12 protein-coding genes are annotated in these 19,432 nt (G+C 70.7%); 1 reads left to right on the top strand and 11 read right to left on the bottom strand.

What is annotated here, in order from left to right; genetic code table 11:
* The 9 genes from AXE84_RS08995 to arc form a co-directional block, all read right to left on the bottom strand.
* Complete coding sequence (locus AXE84_RS08995; RefSeq protein WP_060957631.1) at nt 1-954, bottom strand: ABC transporter ATP-binding protein; 954 nt, start codon at nt 952-954, stop codon at nt 1-3.
* A gap of 213 nt (nt 955-1,167) precedes the next feature.
* On the bottom strand, nt 1,168-2,907 hold the full coding sequence (locus tag AXE84_RS08990; RefSeq protein ID WP_060957630.1) for an ABC transporter ATP-binding protein: 1,740 nt from the start codon (nt 2,905-2,907) through the stop codon (nt 1,168-1,170).
* Nucleotides 2,908-2,909: 2 nt separating this feature from the next.
* Nucleotides 2,910-4,757, bottom strand: coding sequence for an ABC transporter ATP-binding protein (locus AXE84_RS08985; RefSeq protein ID WP_060957629.1), 1,848 nt, complete (start codon nt 4,755-4,757; stop codon nt 2,910-2,912).
* A gap of 10 nt (nt 4,758-4,767) precedes the next feature.
* The gene (locus tag AXE84_RS08980) at nt 4,768-7,101 is read right to left on the bottom strand and encodes an ATP-binding cassette domain-containing protein (RefSeq protein WP_060958222.1); all 2,334 of its coding nucleotides are present in this window, start codon (nt 7,099-7,101) and stop codon (nt 4,768-4,770) included.
* 70 nt (nt 7,102-7,171) lie between these two features.
* On the bottom strand, nt 7,172-7,807 hold the full coding sequence (locus tag AXE84_RS08975) for an ECF transporter S component (protein ID WP_060957628.1): 636 nt from the start codon (nt 7,805-7,807) through the stop codon (nt 7,172-7,174).
* A 403-nt stretch (nt 7,808-8,210) separates the two neighbouring features.
* Nucleotides 8,211-9,755 carry a proteasome accessory factor PafA2 family protein gene (locus AXE84_RS08970; protein ID WP_060957627.1) on the bottom strand — a complete coding sequence of 515 codons (1,545 nt, stop codon included), beginning with the start codon at nt 9,753-9,755 and terminating at the stop codon, nt 8,211-8,213.
* Nucleotides 9,752-9,940, bottom strand: coding sequence for a ubiquitin-like protein Pup (locus AXE84_RS08965; RefSeq protein WP_003786115.1), 189 nt, complete (start codon nt 9,938-9,940; stop codon nt 9,752-9,754). The genes AXE84_RS08970 and AXE84_RS08965 overlap by 4 nt, the downstream gene beginning before the upstream one ends.
* Nucleotides 9,937-11,712, bottom strand: coding sequence for a proteasome accessory factor PafA2 family protein (locus tag AXE84_RS08960; protein ID WP_236750034.1), 1,776 nt, complete (start codon nt 11,710-11,712; stop codon nt 9,937-9,939). Before AXE84_RS08960 ends, AXE84_RS08965 begins: the two co-directional genes overlap by 4 nt.
* 5 nt (nt 11,713-11,717) lie before the next feature.
* Entirely contained in the window at nt 11,718-13,367 is a 1,650-nt protein-coding gene (arc, locus tag AXE84_RS08955; protein WP_060957626.1) for a proteasome ATPase, read from the bottom strand.
* 191 nt (nt 13,368-13,558) lie between these two features.
* Here arc and valS point away from each other — a divergent pair, with 191 nt between their 5' ends.
* Nucleotides 13,559-16,375 carry a valine--tRNA ligase gene (gene valS / locus AXE84_RS08950; protein WP_060957625.1) on the top strand — a complete coding sequence of 939 codons (2,817 nt, stop codon included), beginning with the start codon at nt 13,559-13,561 and terminating at the stop codon, nt 16,373-16,375.
* A 135-nt stretch (nt 16,376-16,510) separates the two neighbouring features.
* Here the strand turns inward: valS and AXE84_RS08945 are convergent, their stop codons facing one another.
* Both AXE84_RS08945 and AXE84_RS08940 read right to left on the bottom strand, forming a co-directional pair.
* On the bottom strand, nt 16,511-17,524 hold the full coding sequence (locus tag AXE84_RS08945) for a LacI family DNA-binding transcriptional regulator (RefSeq protein WP_060957624.1): 1,014 nt from the start codon (nt 17,522-17,524) through the stop codon (nt 16,511-16,513).
* Nucleotides 17,505-19,283: a glycoside hydrolase family 13 protein gene (locus AXE84_RS08940; protein WP_060957623.1), complete on the bottom strand. Its 1,779-nt coding sequence runs from the start codon at nt 19,281-19,283 to the stop codon at nt 17,505-17,507. Before AXE84_RS08940 ends, AXE84_RS08945 begins: the two co-directional genes overlap by 20 nt.
* Nucleotides 19,284-19,432 lie beyond the last annotated feature (149 nt).

Here is a 19,432-nt window from a genome sequence, read left to right as displayed (position 1 = left end):
TCAGGCGGCATGACGGCTCACCTCCTCACCCGTGCTCCCGGTGAGGTGCACGTAGACGTCCTCCAGTGAGATCGGTGCCAGCTCGTATCGCTCGATCACTCCGTCCTTGAGGGCATGAGCGGCCCATTCCACGGCCTGGGTCGTACAGTCAGAGTCCACCGCCACGGATGCGCGCACGGCGTCGTGCTGCGTCAGGCTCATTCCCGCGGGCGGCTCGATCCGCCGGCCGGGAGTCCGGCTGACCTCCAGGACGAAGGACGATCCGTGGCCGGCCACGAGTGCCGCAGGGGTCCCCTCGGCGATGACGTGACCGTGGTCCAGGACGGTGAGCCGGTCGACCGCCCGCTCGGCCTCCCGCACGTTGTGGGTCACCAGGAGGACCGCCGCCCCGGCCTCGGCCAGAAGGCGGATCTGGTCCCACAGCAGGCGCCGGCGTACCGGGTCGACATCATTGGTGGGCTCATCGAGGATGACTAGGTGCCCGGGGACGACGGCGCACATGGCGAAGGCAGTCAGACGGGCAACACCGCCGGAGATCTTCTGAGCGGGAGTCCTCGCCCACTCCCCCAGGTCGAGAGCCTCGATGAGCTGCTCGGCGCGCCTGCGCGTCTGACGCGGACGCCCTCCTCGCATGCGCCCCACGAGGTTGATCGCCATCAGGGGCGTCAGTCCCGTGATGGGGACGTTGGCCTGCGCCTGGACGTTGGTGAGGCGACGGGCGAGAGCGGGGTTGGCGACGGCGTCAACCCCGTCGAGCCTGATGCTCCCGGAGGTCGGGCGCAAGAGCCCCACCACCTGGTTGACCAGCGTGGTCTTGCCCGCGCCGTTGTGCCCAAGGAGCCCGACCACCTCGCCGGCACCCACCCGCATGGTGACACCGGCGTTGGCTCTCACCGTGTGCGCCCCGCTTCCGAAGTGCTTGTGAAGGTCCTCAATGGCGAGTACGTCGGCCATGAAGCCCCCTCCTTTCGTTCGACTACCTGGAACCGAGCAGCTGATCGACCACCAGATCGATCCGTACCGGTTGGTATCAACCATACCACTGAGTATTACTAGAAGGTTTCATGGCGCTCTAAGGGTTCTCATAACAACAGAAACGCTGTTCCATACCAAGCGGTATGGAACAGCGTCTGCCCACCATGTCATCTAACCTGAAGCGGCCCCGCTTCACCCCTGACGGATGTGCCAGCGCGAGGAGGCCGTGGAGGCCTCGATGAACTCGCGGAAGGGGCCGGCGACGGCAGCCAGCTCCTGGGGCGTACCGCGCTGGGCCACACGGGCGCCGGCCTGAGTCGGCTCGAGGAAGACGACCTCGTCGGCCTGGCGGACGGTGGACAGGCGGTGGGCCACCACGATGACGGTGCGCCCCTCGGAGAGCTCGCGCACCACCTCAGTGATGGCGGACTCGTTCTCCCCGTCCAGGGCCGAGGTGATCTCGTCGAGCAGCAGGATGGGGGCGTCCTTGACGAAGGCCCGGGCAATGGCGACCCGCTGGCGCTCCCCACCGGACAGGCTCAGCCCGCCGGGACCGACCTGCGTGTCCCACCCGTGCGGCAGCGCCTCGATGACGCGGTCCAGGCGGGCGCGCCGGGCGGCCTCGGCCAGCTCGGCGTCGGTGGCCTCGGGCCGGGCGATGCGCAGGTTCTCCCGGATCGTGGTGTCGAACAGGTAGACGTCCTGGAAGACCATGGAGGTCATGCCCATGATCGTCGAGGCGCGCATGGAGCGAACCGGTGCGCCGCCAATGGTGACGGTCCCGTCGTCGACGTCCCAGAACCGGGCCGCCAGGCGCAGGATCGTGGACTTGCCCGCCCCTGACGGGCCCACCAGGGCGGTCACTCTCCCCTGCGGTGCGCTCAAGGAGACGCCCGCCAGGACGGGGCGGCCTGCGTCGTAGGAGAAGGAGACATCGTTCAGGGCGATCGTGGTCCCCCGAGGCTCGATCTCCTGACCGGGCTCGGGGTCGGACAGGGGACGCGCGTCGAGAATGTCCCCCACGGCCCGTAGGGCGACCTTCGCGTTGTCGGCCTCGGATCCGTACATGGCGGCCTTGGTCAGTGGCAGGAGCGTGCGCGCGGTGACGGCCATGATCGCCAGGTATGCGACGACGTCGAGCCGGTGCCCACTGACCCGTGCCAGCCCCATCGCCATGACCAGGGCGAAGGCGACGTTGACGATGAGGTTGAAGTACTGCCCGGGCCTGCCCTTGACCCGCAGACCGTCCAGGGTGGAGGCGGAGTCGGCCTCCAGGGCGGCTTGCACCGGCGCCCAGCCCGTCTTGGTGGCACCGGTGGCGCGCAGCACGGGCTGGAGTCGGGCGAACTCCACGAGGCGTCCGGCCGCGGCGCTCGAGGTGCGGTCCTCCATCTCGTTGGCGCGAGTGGTCGCGGCGCCCATGAGCCGCCACGTCAGGACCAGCGGGACGATGGCGGCGGCCATGATGAGCGCCAGGGGCCATTCGACGACGGCGGTGGCCCCGAGCATGACCAGCGGGACGATGAAGGCGTTGCACAGGTTGGGGATCACCATGGAGGCCAGGTGGGAGAGGGTGTTGACCTCCTTGGAGGTGGCGTTGACGACGGCGGCCTCCCGCTCGGCGCTGAACCAGCCCAGCGGCAGGGTCAGGACGTGATCGGCGACGCGGTCGATCATGGTGTCGCAGACCTCGAAGACACTGACCCGGTAGGAGCGGTGCATGGCGATGGTCTCGACCAGCGCGGCGCTCACCGCCATGACCACGACGGCGATCAGCCAGGCGGTCAGGAACTGCGAGCGGGAGTAGAGGGCGCGCAGGAAGGGGATCATGAGGGCCAGGGTGAGGCCCTGGAGGACGGCGGAGGCTACGAACCAGGCGATGATGGTGCGCATCTCGGCGGCGTTGACGACTCGCGTCAGCAGCTTCCACATGGTTACTTCTCCTCCTGCCCGGCGGATTCGGCTCTCAGCCGGTCGATCTGGGCGGTCAGTGCGGCGGCGTCGGTCTCCTCACTCAGGTCCTGACTGCGCCACATGGCGGCATAGCGTCCGCCGGCGGCCAGCAGCTCCTCGTGCGTGCCGCGCTCGGTGATGCGTCCGGCGTCGACGACGAGGATCTGGTCTGCGTCGCGGATCGTAGACAGGCGGTGGGCGATGATGATGACGGTCCGCCCGGCGGCGAGCCGGGACAGGGCCTGGTGGATGTCGCGCTCGGAGGCCGGATCGGCCTGGGCGGTGGCCTCGTCCAGGACGAGGATGGGGGCGTCCTGGAGGTAGGCGCGCGCCAGAGTGACGCGCTGGCGCTCCCCTCCGGAGAGGAACCCGCCTTCCTCACCCAGGATCGTGTCGTAGCCATGGGGCAGACGTGCGATGCGCTCGTGGATGCAGGCCGCGCGGGCAGCTGCCTCAACCTGTTCCCGGGTGGCGTCGGGGCGTCCCAGGGCGATGTTGTCGTGGACGGACTCGTGGGCCAGGGCCACGTCCTGCAGCACGACCGCCACGCGCGAGAGCAGCCAGGGGAAAGTCGCCTCGCGCACGTCGACGCCGCTGATGCGCACGGCTCCGTCGTCGACGTCGTAGAAGCGGGCGATGAGGCGGGCCAGGGTCGACTTGCCCCCGCCGGAGGGGCCGACGAGCGCAGTGACGGTTCCGGGCTCGGCGGTGAAGGAGGCGCCGTGCAGGACCGGGGAGCCGGCCTCGTAGGAGAAGGTGATGTCCTCGACGTCGACGCACCCGGGCGCAAGTCCCTCGCCCTCGTCATGGGTTCCCTCGGGCATCGGTGGCAGGGAGAGCAGGTCCGCGGTGGCCTGGGCGGCCATCCTGGACTCGTACATGTGCTGCATGAGGCCGATGAGGGTCATGAGTCCCTCCGGCAGCCCGAGGGCCACCAGGAAGAACGGCAGGGTGGCCGACAGGGGCGTCCAGCCCTGGGAGGTGAACAGGACAGCCAGGAGCGCGACCGTGGCGAAGACCGTGGAGGGACGCAGGACGGCGGTCATGGCGCTGATGGCCTTCCCGGACCTGCTCACCCACTCGTAGGACAGGCTGGAGAACTCGGTGCGCGCCCGGCTGAAGCGCGTGCGGGAGGCATCGGTGGCCTGGAAGCCCTTGATCTCCTTGATGCCCTCGAGCATCTCGACGGTCGCGGCGGCCAGCGCGGTCTGAGCGGCGCCGAAGCGCTCGGTGATGCCCGACAGGCCAGACATGGTCAGGAGCATCGCTCCCAGGGCGAGGACCCACAGCCCCACCAGCGCGCAGGCCAGGCGCCAGTCGGCCCACAGCAGGTAGGCCGTCCCCGCCGCCGCCATGACGACGGCGTTGGTGGCGTCCCCGGGGACGTGGGCGACGAGGGTGTGGATGGAGGTGGTGTCGTCGCAGACCATCTTGCGGATGGTGCCGTGCGGGATCTGCGCCACCCGCCCCAGGGGCAGGCCGCTGATGGCCTCGATGACTTGTCTGCGCAGGTGGTGGCGCAGCCGGGCCTCGGCCAGGTGTGTGATCCCCAGGCCCGCCAGGTAGAGGGCCTGGGAGGCGAAGAGCGCCCCGACGGCGATGGCCGCCCAGGTCCATGGGCTGCCGCGCCAGCCCTGCGGTGAGGTCTCGCCCAGCCAGATGGCTGCCAGGTTGCGCATGGCCTCGAAGGGGACGATGGACAGCAGCGCTCCGAGGGTGGTCAGCAGCCCGGTAGCGATCATGGCCGGTCGCGCCGGTCGGATGAGCTCGCCGACGGTGACGTCTGCGTCCTCCTGGTGACTCGTCCGGTGCATCGATTGCTTAGGCATGGTTGTCTCCTCAGCGGAGGGTGTTCCAGATGATGAGGGCCAGCGTCCAGGTCAGGACGACGACTCCCCAGTCGCGTCCTCTCCAGGGCTCGTCGGTCATCTCGGTGCGCCGTCGGTGGGCGCCGAAGGCACGTGAGTCCATGGACAGGGCGACGCGCTCGGCGTGCTGGATGGCCAGGATCATCAGCGGCAGGATGGAGCCGATCCAGCGGACCACGGGCGCGAACATCCCCCAGCGGCCGCCGACCCCGCGCAGCGCCCTGGCGGTGCGCAGGAGGACGAAGTCGCCGTGGAAGCGGGTGATGAAGGCGATGGCCGCGGTCCCCGCCGCCCCGAGGCGGTAGGGCATGTGGAAGGTGGTGGTCAGAGTGCGGATGAGGGCCTCGGGGTCGGTGGAGACGCCCGAGACGAGGACCAGTGCGATGAGCGCGCCGATACCGGTGCCTCCCGTCACCGCGTCACCCAGGTCGTAGAGGCGCGCGGCCGTCTCCTGGTGGTGGACCCCGCTGCTGAAGATCCAGGTCATGAGCGCAGCGACCACCCAGGGGGCGACCACCGAGGCCACAGTGCGTCTCAGGGAGGCGCGCGCGGCGACGATGAGGACCGAGGATGTCAGCAGGATGCCCAGGTTGAGGTGATGGTTGCGCAGGGCGAAGACCATCACCATGACCGGCAGGACCGAGGCGAAGAGGGTGAAGGGGTTGAGCGAGGTGAACAGACCTCGCCGTGGCTGGGGCCGGGTCGGCACCGGGGCGGGCTCGGGCAGACCGGCGCGCGAGTCCGCTGCTCCGGTTCCGGCCGCCCCGGGCAGGGCGACGATATGGGTGCAGTGCTCCAGGGCGAGCTCGAGGTCGTGGGTGGCCATGATGACCGTGCGCCCCTGGTGGCACAGCTGGTCGATGAAGTCCATGAGCTCGCAGGTGTTGTCCCAGTCCTGCCCGTAGGTGGGCTCGTCGAGGACGACGACGTCGCGCTCCTCGCTGACCATGGTGGCCACTGAGAGCCTGCGGGCCTGGCCGCCCGAGAGGGTCAGGGGGTGGTGGTCCCGGTGGGCGGTCAGGTGGAACTGCTCGAGGAGCTCACTGACCCGCTCCGGCGAGGTCCCTCCGACGGCGAGCTCTGCCCCGACGGTGGTGGCCACGAACTGGTGCTCAGGATTCTGGAAGACGTATCCAACCAGGTGTCTGCCCTTGCCGACATCCTGGCCACCGACCGTTGCCTTGTCGGCCCGCGAGCGGACGAGTCCGGCCAGGGCGGACAGGATCGAGGACTTGCCCGCGCCGTTGGGGCCGAGCAGCGCCACGAGCTCGCCACCACCCAGACGCAGGGACACCCGGGGGGAGCGCCCCGGCACTTCGAGGTCGACCAGCTCGACACTGGTTCTGGGCTCGGGCCGGGGGCGGCCGGCGAGTACCTCGCGGGTGTCGATGACCTCGACCTGTTGCCAGCTCTCAGCGGAGCCGGGCGCCTGTTTCTCCAGGTAGCGCACCTCGCCCTCGGCGCACAGGTCGGCGAGCCGGGGCACCCGGATTCCGGCCTCGGCACAGGTCAGCGCCGCCTCCGAGGCCTGCATCCCCGCGGGGAGGTCGTTGCCGGCCTCACGCAGGGCTCGGGGCATCCACACTCCGGCGTCAGTCAGCTCGCGGCGGTGGCTCGTGAAGACCCCACGCGGCGAGCCGACGGCGATGGTCCGCCCGTCGGCGTTGAGGGCCAGGACCTGGTCGACGATGGGCAGCACCGGGTCGAGGTCGTGGTCGATGACGACGACCGCCGTCCCGGAGGCGGTCAGGGAGGAGATGAGGGTGTAGAACTCCTCCCGGCCGGTGGCATCGATGGTGCTGGTCGGCTCGTCGAGCACGAGGAGCTGTGGGCGCATGGCCAGGGCGACGGCGAGCGCGAGCCGTTGACGCTGTCCGCCCGAAAGCGTCCAGGGGTCATCCCAGATGCGCTCGATGAGTCCCACCGCACGCAGGGCCTGCTCGACCCGCGCGGTGATCTCCGACCTGGTCAGGCACAGGTTCTGCAGCGGGAAGGCGACATCGTCGTGGACGGTGCGGGTGACGACGGCGGCGTCGGGGCTCTGGCCGACGTAGGCGACGGTCTGGGCCAGGGTCTGGACGGTGGCGTCGGCGACCTCGGTGCCGGCCAGTCTCAGGCTGCCGGCGTATTCCGAGGGCAGGCAGTGCGGGATGAGGCCGCACAGCGCGCGCACGAGGGTGGTCTTGCCGCAGCCCGAGGGGCCGATGACGGCGGTGACCTGAGCGCGCAGGTGGGTGAGGGCGACGGCATCCAGGACCCAGCTCTCGCGTCCGAGGTAGTGGACGCTCAGGCCCTCGATGCTCACCAGTGCCGGATCGGCCGGCTCTCCCTGAGGCTGCTCCGCCCCGAGAGCAGCCGGTGCGGCGGGCACTGCCTCAGGCACGGCCGGTCGCGCGGTGGTCGATACCGACGCCGGCGCGGTTGAGCAGCCGGGTCAGGACGATGGTGAGGCCGCCGCCGACCAGGGCCGAGACCACGGCGATGATGACGCCGGCGCTCGCCGAGGCCATTCCCGCTGAGGCACTCATGACGGAGACGTACATGATGCCGTTAAGCAGGCCGAAGGTTGCCGCTGAGATGAGGAAGGACCACCAGGTCCACTTCCGGTAGAGCATGAGGGCAAGGGGCGCCTCGACGAAGACTCCGCCGATGAGGGTGCCGACGATGGCGGCGGGCCCCGTCGGAGTGGTGAAGACACTCATGATCCCCATGAGAAGGGCCGCGATCATGACAGCGCCGGGGCGGCGAACGACGGTGGCGGGCAGCAGGAACGGAACGAGCCACAGTCCCATGATCGCGCAGCCCAGAAGAACTGCGTCCCGGGAGGCTCCCGCCGCCGGGGCCAGGTAGTTCAGGGGGACCATGAGGATCATGCAGACGACCGCCAGTGCGGCGATCATCATGAGGTTGCGGGTTCCCAGGGCGGAGTCGGCCAGGCCTGAGCGGGACGAGGTGCGAACCGATGGCCTGTCCTGCTCGGTGGCGGCCGGCGTGCGGTTGGTGGTGCTCATGCTGTCTCCTTGCGCGTTCTCACGGGTCACGGTGACCGCTCCGGCCTCGTGCCGGAGCCCCGGGGCGCGCCATGTCGAGCGCGCCGACGTGATGACCGCACATCTACTCCGCCACCACCTCATTTTGCAAATCATTATCATTATTGACTTGCTCAGAGAAATGCTTGACCCGAGCGGTGCGATCGTCATGTCGAACGAGCCACCCAGGTGTGTCACCCCGAGAGGCAGCACACCTCGCAGCTTTGGTGAGGCACACCTAAGTATCTACTCCTCATCGGGAGTTCTCGCAAGGGTCAACCAGTCGCCGGGCTGACGGGGATCACCCGGGCCCCAGCGTTGAAATACGGGAGAGACTGGTGGTGGGCAGCGTCGAAGGGCGACGACGCTCAGACCCTCAGGAGTCTCAGCCCGGCGCACCTAGGCCGCCGCGTCCCACGAGGTCGATGCGGTGCATGTCCTCGGGGCGCAGGTCCAGCACCCGCTGGGTCAGGGACTCGGCGGCCTCGTGGGCCGTCTCCAGCGGGTCCGGCAGGTCCACGGGCGCAGTGGGCGGTGAGTCCAGGCGCAGGCTCTCCCAGGAGACGGAGAAGTCGGCTCCCACCTCCAGGCAGGCCGCCACGAAGGCACCCCGGAGGGCGGCGCGCGTGGCCGGGGGCGTGTGGCGGGCGCGCTCGATCTCCTCCGGTTCGCACAGGTTCACCATGGCCCCCTGGGCGACCAGGCGCGGCACCAGCCCGGCCTCGGCGTTGAGGTCGTGGTAGGCCAGGTCCACCCGCGAGCGCAGGGTCTCTAGGGACTGGCCGCTCAGCTGGGGGTGGCGCTCACGCTGGGCGCGCATGAGGCGACGCTTGATGGCCCAGTCGACCTCGGTGTCGATGGCGCTGTCGTCGTGGTGGCGCAGCGCGGAGATGACGCGTGGCGCCAGGTCGGCGAGCAGATGCTCGGCGCCGCGCAGGAAGTCCGGCACTCCGGCCTGGTCCAGGTAGGCGGTCAGCCGCTCCAGGAAGGCCTCCTGGATGTCCACGGCGCTCAGGCACCGGCCCTGGACGGTGGTGGCGGGCACGTCCCCCCAGGGGCTCTCCCCCAGTGCGGACAGCGTGACCAGAGGGTCGGCCAGGATCAGGTCGGTGAAGTCCCAGCCGGCCTCAAGGGCGTCCAGGAGCAGCAGGGTCACGGCGCTGCGCAGGCCCGTTGTCGGCTCGGCCATGGTGGTGTCGGCGCAGGTGACGTGCAGGCGCCGCAGGCGGGTGGCGTCGGCGTGGGGCTCGTCGCGGGTGTTGACCAGGGCGCGCTGCCCGGTGGTGTCGGCCGAGGTCAGGGCCTGCAGGTGGGGGGCGCGCGGCGACAGGCCCCAGGCGGCCTCCTCCCCCGCACCGCGGCTGCCGTCGTTCGGCTCCGTCGGGCCGCCTGCCAGTGGGCGCCCGGAGCCGACCAGGACGGGACGCGTGGCCAGGAAGGAGGTGAGGACCGCCATGGTGGTCTCACTGCTGGCGGCCGATGCGTCGTCGGTGGGGTCGAGCAGGCTTCGGGGCACCGAATAGCTCTCGTGGCAGCCGTAGGTGTGGCCGGCCGAATCGGTGTTGTTGGCCAGGAGGTGGAAGCGGACCGCGGTCCCCTCCTGGGCGAGGCCCGCGGCGGCCCGCTTGGCCATGTCGGCCAGGATCGCCCGGCCGGCCTGGTCCTGCGCGACGAGGTCGCGCACGCTCACGCACTCGGCGGTGGCGTACTCGGGGTGGGCTCCGATGTCGAGGTAGAGGCGCCCGCCGTTGGGCAGGAAGAGGTTGGTGCTGCGGTAGCCGACCGGCCGGTGACGGAAGATGAGCGCCGCCGCCCGCTCGACGTCCGGCAGGTCCGCCTTCGCCGCCTCCGACGGCCCCGCGGGGGCGCACAGGACGCCGAATTCGGTCTCCAGGCCGGTGACGCGCGGCCCCGGGGCGCTGGTGCTCACTGGCCGCCCTTCTGGACGAAGCCGCGCACGAACTCCTGGGCGTCAACGGCCAGGACGTCGTCGATCATGTCCAGCACCGAGTCCAGGCCCTGGCCCCGGGCGGGGCCGGCGGGGGCGGGGGTCGGGTCGTCGTCGGGGGCGGGGTCGTCCTGGCGGCTGCGGGACGGCTGGGCGAACTCACTCATGTCTGCTCTCCTGACAGGGTGGCTGATGTGGTCACTGCTTCGGTGGCTCGCCCCGGGTCGCCGGGACGCTCGCCCGTGAGGCGAGAGAGGACCTCGACGACATCGGCGGCGTCCTTGAGGGCCGGCACCGTGGCGGTGCGGGTGAAGGCCAGGGGGTCGGTCAGGGGCAGGCGGCGCTGGGCCCTCTCACCGGTTTCCAGGACCATGGAGTGCCAACCGGCGGCGACCACCTGCCCGGGGAAGTCGCTCACGAGCCTACCTCTCAGCCAGGCCCGGGTCGTGGTGGGAGGCTCGGCGAGGGCCGTCTCCACCACCTCGTCACTGAGCCCGCCTCGCGCGTCGAAGCCGGCTGGCACCCGCTCGGCCAGGCCCCTCCCGGCCGGGGAGAGCTCGGACCAGGCCAGGTCGACGGCATGGAGGACGTCGTGTCCGCCGGCGCCGGGATGACGGCGGGCGGTGGCGTCCAGGAGCTGCTTCTTGGCGACCCACTCCAGGTGCCCAGCCGCTCCTTGCGACTCCCCCGGCTCGTGGCCACCGGCGCACTGTGCTTGCAGCTCGCGCAGTGAGGCCAGTGAGGCCTCCCAGAAGGCGAGGATCGCGCCGGTCTCGGCGTCATCGGTGTCGGCGCCGTCGGCCAGCGCGGCCAGGTCCGGGCGCAGGGGGTCGCCTTGCGGCGCCGGCGCGGGGCGGCCGTGGTCCTTCAGGTGGCTGCGCACCGCCTGCAGGTAGTGCTCCAGGATCTCCAGGGCGCTCAGGCGCCGCCCGTCGTCCAGCTCCAGCGTGCCTTGAAGGCGGGTGTCACGGGAGACCTCCCGGGCCTGGGCCACGGGGTCTGCCAGGCGCAGGCGGCGCCAGGCGGCGGGGACGCCGTCGGCCAGCACTTGGAGGACGAGGGCGGTCATGCCGAGCTTGAGCCAGGCGATGGTGTCGAAGCAGTTGGCGTCGCCCGCCACCAGGTGAAGACGGCGCCAGCGCAGGGGGTCGGCGTGGGGCTCGTCGCGAGTGTTGACCAGGGGGCGGTCCACCGTGGTGCCCAGGCCGACGATCCTCTCCAGGTAGTCGGCCCGCTGGCTGATCTGGAAGTCGGCGCCCTGGGTGACAGCGCCGGTGCCGACCCGGCCCGAGCCCACCAGGAGCGGGCGGACCACGAGCAGGGGGACCAGGGCCTGAACGAGGTCGTCGAAGTCGAGGGCGCGAGGCACGAGGTAGTTCTCGTGAGTGCCGTAGGTGGCGCCCTTGCCGTCGACGTTGTTCTTGAACAGCCGGGCCTTCACGCCGCCGCGACGCAGCCGCTCGGCCCCGCTGGCCACCAGGAGGTCCCCGGCCCGGTCGGCCAGGACGGCCTGCGCGGCACCGGTGCACTCGGGTGTGGCGTACTCGGGGTGGCCGTGGTCCACGTAGAGGCGCCCGCCGGTGCCCACGCAGGTGGCGGTGCCGCGCTGCCAGGCCTCCTCCTGGGCGGTCAGGCGCACGACGGCGGTGGTACGTACCCGCCCGGGGACGGGGGCCTCGATGGAGGCGGCTCCGGGGATGTCGGTGAGCATGGAGGGGTCAGCCGCTGCGCGGTCCATCTCGAATCCGCGGGCATCACGCAGGGGGTACTCGCCGGAGTAGTCCCAGCGCACGCCTCGGCTGCGCCCGACCTCACCCTCAGCGTCCAGGCAGGCGGCCACGACGTCCTCGGGCTCGGCCCCGAGGATGCCGTACTCGGTCTCCAGGCCCATGACCGTGACCTCACGGCCGGGGATCCGATGGGTGCTCGCCGGCGCCACGGCACTCACTCCTCCCGCGAGCGCTGGAGCACGCTCATGGAGACCACTGGCGTGCCGCGCCTCCCGCTGACGCGGGCCCAGTCGTCGGGGTGGACGGTGGCGGGCAGGCCCTCGTTCTCCAGGATCTCCTCGATGACGGCACGGCGCAGGTGCTCGGACGTCAGGCCGCGCCTGCCCTTGGTGACCAGGTCCTTGACGGCTGCCTTCTTGGCGCGGTCGACGATGTTGGCGAGCATGGCACCGCTGACGAGGTCGGCGACGTGGAGGATCTCGATCTCCCCGTCGGCGCGGGTGAGTTCGACCATCTCGGTGGCGCGGCGGCGGGTGTAGAGGGCATCGATCACCTGCTCGATGAGGGCGTCCACCGCGCCCTGCGCGTCACCGTGCGCGGCCAGGAGCTCCTCGCTGATGGGGAGGTCGGGGGCCAGGTATGTCGCCAGAATCTCGGCGGCGCCGCGCCGGTCCGGCCGGCCGATGCGGATCTTGACGTCCAGGCGGCCCGGCCGCAGGATGGCCGGGTCGATCATGTCCTCGCGGTTGGTGGCACCGATGACCACGACGTTGTCGAGCTCGTCGACGCCGTCGATCTCGGCGAGCATCTGCGGGACGACGGTGGTCTCCACGTCGGAGGAGCGTCCGGATCCGCGGGTGCGGAACAGGGAGTCCATCTCGTCGAAGAAGACGACGACGGGCACGCCGGTGGCCGCCTTCTCCCGGGCGCGGGCGAAGATGACGCGGATGCGCCGCTCGGTCTCCCCCACGTACTTGTCCAGCAACTGGGGGCCCTTGATGTTGAGGAAGTAGGCCTCGCCGCGCCCGCCGGCCCCCAGGGAGGCGGCGACCGCCTTGGCGATAAGGGTCTTGCCGCATCCGGGCGGCCCGTAGAGCAGCACTCCGCGCGGCGGGGTGAGCCGGTGCTCGCGGTAGAGGTCGGGGTGGAGGAAGGGCAGCTCGACGGCGTCGCGGATGAGCTCGATCTGTTCACCCAGTCCCCCGATGTCGCCGTATCCGACGTCGGGCACCTCCTCCAGGACGAGCTCCTCGACCTCGGAGCGCACCACGGGACGCAGTGCCATGCGCACGGCCAGGTCGGCCACGAGGGCGTCGCCGACCCGGGGGCGGTGGTCGCTCAGGGTATCCGAGAGGCTGAGGACCTGCTCCTCGTCGTGGCGGGCCAGGACCAGGACGGTGCCGTCGTCGTAGGTCTCCTTGACGGTGACGACCTCCCCGAAGCGCGGTGAGGGGCAGGTGGCGGTGATGACGAGATGCTCGTTGAGGACGACGTCGTCACCCGGGTGGAGGGAGGAGGACACGACGGCGGGCCCCACGCCCACCCGGTGGCGCCGCCCGGCGATGGAGACGTCGGCGGTGCGCGCGCCTGCGTCCACGGCCAGGACGGTGGCGTGCGCCAGGGGCGGGAGCTGGAGGGCCTTGACGTCCTCGTGCAGGACCGCCAGCTCCTGGCGCGCCGCCCTGAGGGCGTTGGCCAGGTGGGTGTTCTTACGGCTGAGCACGCCGGCGTGCTCGCTGAGCTCCCGCAGGCGCTCGGTGACGTCCCCTCCGGACTGGCTGCCGGCCTGCACAGACTGGTCCCGGGAGGCGCCCGTCAGCGTCTGCGCCACCGGATCCTTGTGCTCCACCGGTTCCTCATCCATGCGCGTCCTCCTCGACTGCCACCCGGGGCCGCTGCGGTCCCCCTCGATCCGTGTTGGTACAAGCGTACCAATTTGCACCCGTCTCGTAACCCGAATCCATATCCATGTGGCAGGTGGGGCGGCGCCGACGCCCACCGACCTCACACCGCAGCCGGTCGAGGCCCCGGGCAGCGCCGTGACAGAATCGACCCATGTCTGAGATCCCCACGAGCCACTCCGCTCCCCCGTCGTCATCCAGCCGTCTGCTGCCCTCCGAGCCCCACAGCCCGCGAGTGCCGGCCAAGGTGTCGACCGACGGCCTGGAGACCACCTGGGGCGAGCGCTGGGAGTCCGAGGGGACCTACGCCTTCGACCGCAGCGCCGAGCGCGCCGAGGTCTTCTCCATCGACACTCCGCCACCGACGGTCTCCGGCTCCCTGCACGTGGGGCACGTCTTCTCCTACACCCACACCGACACCGTGGCTCGCTTCCAGCGCATGCGTGGTAAGGCGGTGTTCTACCCCATGGGCTGGGACGACAACGGCCTGCCCACTGAGCGCCGCGTCCAGAACTACTTCGGGGTGCGCTGCGACCCCTCCCTGCCCTACGACCCGGACTTCACTCCTCCGCACACCGGCGGGGAGGGTAAGTCGATCAAGGCCCGTGACCAGGTGCCGGTCTCGCGTCGCAACTTCGTCGAGCTGTGCGAGCGCCTCACGGTGGAGGACGAGAAGCAGTTCGAGGCCCTGTGGCGCAGGCTCGGCCTGAGTGTGGACTGGTCGCACACCTACCAGACCATTGGCGAGCGGGCCCGCAAGGTCGCCCAGACCGCCTTCCTGCACAACCTTGAGCGCGGGGAGGCCTACCAGGCGGCGGCGCCGGGTCTGTGGGACGTCACCTTCCAGACGGCGGTGGCTCAGGCCGAGCTGGAGTCGCGCGAGTACCCCGGCTTCTACCACCGCCTGGCCTTCCACATCGTCGATGAGGCCGCCGCCGCCAAGGCAGAGGCCGCCGGCGCCCCGGTGGAGAACGGCGTCGACGTGTGCATCGAGACCACCCGTCCCGAGCTGCTGCCTGCGTGCGTGGCCCTGGTGGCCCACCCCGACGACGAGCGCTACCAGCCCCTGTTCGGCACCACCGTGTCCTCCCCCGTCTTCGGCGTCGAGGTGCCGGTCCTGCCTCACCCGGCCGCGGAGAAGGACAAGGGCGCCGGCATCGCCATGTGCTGCACCTTCGGTGACACCACGGACATCGACTGGTGGCGCGACCTGCAGCTGCCGCTGCGTGCGATCCTGCGCAAGGACGGGCGCATCGAAACCGAGACCCCCGAGTGGATCACCTCCCCGGCCGGCCGCGAGATGTATGAGGCCATGGCCGGCAAGACCACCTTCTCGGCCCGCGAGGCCCTCGTGGCGCGCCTGGCGCAGACCGGTGAGATGCGCGGCGAGCCCGTCAAGACGGTGCGTCAGACCAACTTCTTCGAGAAGGGCGACAAGCCCCTGGAGATCGTCACCTCCCGCCAGTGGTACATCCGCAACGGCGGCAAGGAGTGGACGAACCCGGCCTCCGGTGCGGACCTGCGCGAGGAGCTGCTTGAGCGCGGCCGCCAGCTGGAGTTCCACCCCGACTTCATGCGCGTACGCTACGAGAACTGGGTGCGCGGCCTCAACAACGACTGGCTGGTCTCACGCCAGCGCTTCTTCGGCGTCCCCTTCCCGCTGTGGTACCAGGTCGGGGCCGACGGCGAGGTCGACTACGACGCGATCCTGACACCGGCCGAGTCCGAGCTGCCCGTGGATCCCTCCTCCGACGTCCCGGCCGGCTACACCGAGGACCAGCGTGGCGAGCCCGGTGGTTTCGTCGGTGAGCTCGACATCATGGACACCTGGGCCACCTCCTCCCTCTCGCCCCAGCTGGCCTCGGGCTGGCTGAGCGATGAGGATCTCTTCGGCCGGGTCTACCCGATGGACCTGCGCCCGCAGGGGCAGGACATCATCCGCACCTGGCTGTTCACCACGGTGGTGCGCGCGAACCTGGAGTTCGCGGCCCTGCCGTGGACGAATGCCGGCCTGTCGGGCTGGATCCTGGACTCCGACCACAAGAAGATGTCCAAGTCGAAGGGCAATGTCGTCACCCCCATGGGCCTGCTGGAGCAGTACGGCTCCGATGCCGTGCGCTACTGGGCCAGCTCGGCCCGCCTGGGCCTGGACGCGGCCTTCGAGGAGACCCAGATCAAGATCGGCCGTCGCCTGGCCATCAAGGTCCTCAACGCCTCCAAGTTCGCCCTGTCCATGGGGCTCCCCTGGGACGCCGATGAGGCCACCGTGGCGGCGGCCCCCGCCCCCTGCCTGGACGCCTCGGTGGTCAGTGAGCCGATCGACCGTGCGGTCCTGGCGGCTCTGGCCGACGTCGTCGACGCCGCCACGGCGGCCTTCGAGGAGTTCGGTCACGCCCGGGCCCTGGAGGTCACCGAGTCCTTCTTCTGGACCTTCTGCGACGACTACATCGAGCTGGTCAAGGACCGGGCCAATGACTTCGACGGTTCGCACGACGCGGCCGCCGTCCGCTCGGCTCGGGCGACGCTGGCGATCGCCGTGGACACCTTTGTGCGCCTGTTGGCCCCCTTCCTGCCCTTCGCCACCGAGGAGGTGTGGAGCTGGTACCGCACCGGCTCGGTGCACCGGGCCGCCTGGCCGCAGTCCGGTGGTCTGCGGGAGGCCTCCGCCGGGGCCGACGCCGAGCTGGTGGCCCGTGCGGGAGTCGCCCTGGCGGCACTGCGCAAGGTGAAGTCGGAGGCCAAGACGAGCCAGAAGACGCCGATCCTCTCAGTGACGCTGGCCGTTGCCGCCGACCGGCCCGAGTACGCCGAGGCCATCGAGGCGGTGCGTGCGGACCTGACGGAGGCCGCCAAGGTCACCGGCCCCTTCACCCTGGAGCAGGCCGCCCCAGCAGCCGACTCGGCTGAAGGCGCCTCCCCGGTGACCGTGACTGCCGCCGAGCTCGGCCAGACCCCGGCCAAGAAGAAGTGAGCCGCAAGCACCCGGTCCTCTGACGAACGGTGGCGCCGTCCCCCTCGGGCGGCGCCACCGTCGTCGTTCCAGGGCCTGCTGGGCAGGCTCACGTCTTCGGTCCTCTGCCGAAGACGCTGCCCCGTCCCACGCCCATCAGCTCCGGCAGCGCGCGGTGGTACCACGGTCGGTGAGGAGGGCGGGCATGAGCCTGCGGCGTTGGGCCGGGTCCGGTTCTCCTGAGAGGCACCTCAGGAGGAATGAGCCCGCCTCGGCCCCCATGGCCTCACGGTCCACGCTGAGCTCGCTGAAGGCCTCCCCCTGGCGGCCGCTGCCCTGGGTGATCCCGAGGGTGAGCACGGACAGGTCCGCGGGAACAGAGAGCCCGTGGGCCTGCGCCGCGCAGGCCAGTCCCACCACGGCGGCGGGGTTGTTGGACAGGACTGCGCTGCACCCCTCGATGAGGCCGCCGGCTCCTACGATCTCGGCGCCGGCCAGCGCCGCCTCCGGCACCTGGCGCACCAGAACCTCCACTCCCAGCTCCTGCGCGGCACGCAGGAGCTCATATGCCTGGTCCTGGCGGGCGTGAGCGTCATCGGATGCGGTCTCCCTCATGAGGGCGACGATGCGACGGTGCCCGAGTTCGGACAGGTGCTCCACGCCGGCGCGGGCCATCTGGGCGAAGTCCGCGTCAATGCCGGGCGCCCCACTGGCGCGATCCGAGGAGCCGATGAGGACGGTGGGGACCTTGTCCTCCAGCAGCATCGCCTCGCGGTCATCACCGTCGGCCACGTCCATGAGAACCACCCCGCCCAGGGCACCGGAGCGCACGAGCGAGCGCAGCTCGATCAGCGGCGTCGAGGCGGCCATGACCGGGATGACGACCTGGATTCCGCTGGGCGCCAGTGCGCGGCGCACACCGTCGACATAGTCCAAGTCGTTGGCGTCAATGATGGAGCGCTGGCGCCGGAACAGGACACCCACGGTGCGCAGCACCGGTGAGGCCAGTGAGCGGGCGGCGGTGTTGGGGTGGTAGTCGAGCTCGCGCACGGCCCGCATGACCCGCTCCCGAGTGCTCGAGCGCGTCGAGCGCTGACCGGTCAGGACGTAGGTGACGGTCGAGGGCGACACCCCCGCCGCCCGGGCCACGTCAGCGCGGGTCGCCGCCATCGGTTCCTCCGGCGGAGGCATCCAGCCAGCAGGCGCCGTTGGGTGGTAAGACGACGGCGCGCGCCGCATCCACGGTATCCACTGCATCCACCCCGTCCGTCTCGCTCCGGTGCCAGGAGGTGATGAGGGGTTTGCCGGCCCCCTCAATCGCCACCGGCTGCTCGGTGGTGTTGAGGACGATCCCGGTGGTGCCGTTGCACAGGTGCAGGACCCCGGGCTCGCTGTCCAGCCACTCCACTGCCCCGCGCCCGAGTCGGAGCTCGCGCCGCAGGGCGATAGCCCGCCGGTACAGGGTGAGGGTGGAGTCCTCGCGTCCCTCCTGGACCTGAGGCGAGTACTCACCCCAGCCCTCGGGCTGGGGCAGCCAGGTGCGGCCGGTGGCGTTGTAGCCGTAGGAGGCCCCGTCCCGCGTCCAGGGCAGGGGGACCCGGCAGCCGTCGCGCCCCGGGATGAGGTGGTTGGTGCGCTCCCACAGGGGGTCCTGGCGGGCCTCGTCCTCCATGGTGGTGTGCTCGGGCAGGCCCAGCTCCTCGCCCTGGTAGAGGTAGGCGCTGCCGGGCAGGCCCAGCATGAACAGGGTCGCGGCGCGCGCCCGGGCCAGGCCGAGCTCGGCGTCGGGCTGGGGATCCTTGGGGCCGATCCCGGGGTCGGTGTCCATGTCGGCGGGGTAGGCCAGGCGGGAGGCGTGGCGCACGACGTCGTGGTTGGACAGCACCCAGGTGGCGGGCGCCCCCACGGCGCCGTATTCGCTCAGGGAGACGTCGATGACGCGGCGCAGCTCGTCGGCGTCCCATCCGGCGCCCAGGAAGGGGAAGTTGAAGGCCTGGCTCATCTCGTCGGCGCGCACGTACTGGGCGGCATCGGCCTCCGTGGGCACCCAGGCCTCGGCGACCAGGAGGATGTCCTCACCAGCCTCGTCCAGGACACGGCGCCACTCGCGGTAGATGTCGTGGACCCCGGGCTGGTTGAAGGCCGGTCCGACGTCGGGCAGCTTCTCGTGGGCCGTGTCTTCGTCCGGGGAGGCGGCAATATTCCAACGGTCGGGGCCGAGGTCGTCGTCGGGCAGGCCCTCGGCCTTGACCAGGCCATGGGCGACGTCCACGCGGAAGCCCTCGACACCGCGCTCCACCCAGAAGCGCAGGAAGGTGCGGAAGTGCTCGTGGACGTCCGCGTTGGACCAGTTGAAGTCGGGTTGCTCGGCTGCGAACAGGTGGAGGTAGTACCAGCCCCGGTCCTGGCTGCGGCCGGTGAGCGGCTCCACCGGCTGCCAGGCCGGCCCACCGAAGAGCGAGCCCCAGTTGTTCGGGGCACCGTCGTCACTGTGGCGGAAGATGTAGCGGTCACGCTCGGGAGACCCCGGGCCCGCCTCCAAGGCGGCACGGAACCACTCGTGCTGGTCGGAGGAGTGGTTGGGGACCAGGTCGACGATGACGCGGATGCCGGCCTCGTGGAGGTCGGCGATGAGGGCGTCGAGGTCCTGCAGGGAGCCGTACTCGGGGGCCAGATCGAAGTAATCCGAGACGTCGTAGCCGGCGTCGACCTGGGGCGAGGGGTAGAAGGGCGAGAGCCACACGGCGTCCACGCCGAGGGCCACCAGATGGTCCACGTGCTCCCGGATCCCCTGGATATCGCCGATCCCGTCGCCGTTGGCGTCGGCGAAGGAGCGGGGGTAGATCTGGTAGATGACGGCATCACGCCACCAGGCGTCGGTGTCGGTGCGTGGCAGGAGGCCCTGCGGGCGGGCACTGGTCGGGGTCATGAACGGGTCCTAGGTCGGGCCGCTGCGCTGCGGCCAGGTGGATGAGACGAGGAATGAGGAGCGGGAGGCAGAGGCAACCTGCGTCGTCCCGAACGATCTCTGTGGGGCGGCAACGCGGTGGTGCCGCCCCACAGAGACGAACGGATGAT

The organism is Actinomyces oris (genome assembly GCF_001553935.1).
GTDB lineage: Bacteria > Actinomycetota > Actinomycetes > Actinomycetales > Actinomycetaceae > Actinomyces > Actinomyces oris_A.
The sequence above is the reverse complement of the archived record's forward strand: the minus strand, read 5'-3'. Positions and strand labels throughout refer to the sequence as shown.